The organism is Candidatus Nitrosopumilus sp. (assembly GCF_029882185.1).
In the GTDB taxonomy this organism is placed as follows: Archaea; Thermoproteota; Nitrososphaeria; order Nitrososphaerales; family Nitrosopumilaceae; genus Nitrosopumilus.
This window is the reverse complement of record NZ_JAOULD010000099.1, coordinates 1-1,767: the sequence shown is the minus strand read 5'-3', so window position 1 is coordinate 1,767 and position 1,767 is coordinate 1. Positions and strand designations below refer to the sequence as shown.

The 1,767-nt window shown below is 31.1% G+C and carries 2 protein-coding genes and 1 pseudogene; 1 reads left to right on the top strand and 2 read right to left on the bottom strand.

The features are described 5' to 3' along the window. A pseudogene (locus tag OEW78_RS10535) lies at nt 1-544 on the top strand (hypothetical protein); the annotation flags it as partial. 148 nt (nt 545-692) lie between these two features. Here OEW78_RS10535 and OEW78_RS10530 read toward each other — a convergent pair. Then, complete coding sequence (locus OEW78_RS10530; RefSeq protein WP_300327243.1) at nt 693-974, bottom strand: hypothetical protein; 282 nt, start codon at nt 972-974, stop codon at nt 693-695. Beyond that, nucleotides 971-1,767: tryptophan--tRNA ligase (gene trpS, locus OEW78_RS10525; protein ID WP_300327242.1), on the bottom strand; the 797-nt coding region annotated here is incomplete at its 5' end. The genes OEW78_RS10530 and trpS, both read right to left, overlap by 4 nt.

Below are 1,767 nucleotides of genomic sequence, written 5' to 3'. Positions count from 1 at the left end.
TGTTCCAAGAACCAGTAAACCTGTTTACTGTAGTGATTGTTTCAGACAAAACAAACCACAAGATTCAGGCAATGATAGATATTCCAGAGATGATAGAGGTTCACGATATTCCAGAGATGATAGAGGCTCACGTTCATCCTCAAAAAGAGAATCTGGTAGGAATAATTCTGGATCTAGTAAGCCACGAAATGATAAATTTTTGAGAAAACAAGAAAGCTTCTTTTCTGGTGGTTCAGACAAATTTGTTGAAACTATTAAAGAAAAATTATATGAAATTTTAGGTGGAAAAATTTGCTCTAATTGTGGTTTTAAAGATGAGAGAGCGTTAGGAATTTGTCCTATATCTGAAAATGTCACTTCTGATAATTCGGGACGTGGAGGGGATGCTGCCTCTTGGGGAAAATATATCTCAGAACCAGATCGTGCTAGAGAGGAATTAAAGGTATTTTGCCTAAATTGTAATCAAATTAGAGAACCTTTGCCAAAACGAACAGAAGTTAGAACAAAACCAAAATCAAAAAAGAGCAAATATTTTCCTAGATAGATAATAAAATCATCTTTGAGAATTTGTTAACACTTTAATTATAATTATTTTTAAACAAATTCATGAATAGTGATTTCAAAGCATTAGGAATATCTCTTATTGCAGTTGTTGGAATTGTAGCAGCTTATGCTGCATTTGGTCTCTAGAATTACTCTTTGGCTATCTCTACAACATGCTCAATAATTCTAGTTGATTTTAACGTGTGTTCATTATCCAAAACTGATTGAATAAAATCTGCAAATTTTTCTACATCTTCTTCATCCTTGAGCAATATGCTATGTGCAGATTTATCTTTCAATGAAATTACTAATTCATTTTTTATAACATTCAGTATTCCTGTAATGTAAGTCTCTTTACCTTCTTTAATGAAAATGAAATTCGCTAATTTTTGAGCCTCATATTTGTCGTCACATGTAATGTTTATTTTCATTTATTCTCAAAAAGGAATTGGTCAATTTGGTCTCTAGCTTTTTCTCTATTTTCTTGGTGAACTTTTAGAAATGCATTAATTTTTTCAATCAAAATTGCTTTTAATTCACCTGAAAGTAATTTTCCGGATTTGTAATCTTGATAAATTCTTTTTAATTTATTATCATCTGGCTCAAAAAATATTCTGAGATATTGATATGATACATCAATATCGGGATTCCCTCCTAGTTTTCTATGTTGTTCAAGATCAGGTTGTCCTCCTGAAAATGCATGCTTGTTAATTTTCTTTTTAACGACATCTGGAGAATCAGTTGTGTATATTGTTCCATTTTCAGCTGATGCTGACATTTTCCCGCCAGGCCCTTCTAAACTAGGAATCATAATGTTGTGAATTAATGCTGGTTTTTGTTTTCCAATTTTTTGTGCAATATCTCTAGTTAATCTAAAGTGAGGATCCTGATCAACTCCTAATGGAATAAGGACTGGTTTATCTTCAATAAAACAAGGCGCTGATTGCAATGATGTGTAAAAAATCATTCCAATATTTGTATCGTTTGTAAATCCAAATGTTGCTTTTGTATTTGAAAAATTTATTTTTTTTGCAACTTGAGCTGCAATCGGATATAGTGTTTGAATATTTCTTGTGTTGATGATAATTTTTGTTTTTTCCGGTTTGAATCCTAATGCAATAAAATCTAATGCATTTTCAAATGCAAATTTCTTTGTTTCTTCTAAAGTAAGGTCGGGTTTTGAATAAAATTTTTCATCATCGGTAAGCTGAAAGTACATATTAA

Bases quoted from the DNA above. Each gene is read 5' to 3' on its own strand.
- OEW78_RS10530 (WP_300327243.1), bottom strand. From the start codon at position 974: ATGAAAATAAACATTACATGTGACGACAAATATGAGGCTCAAAAATTA.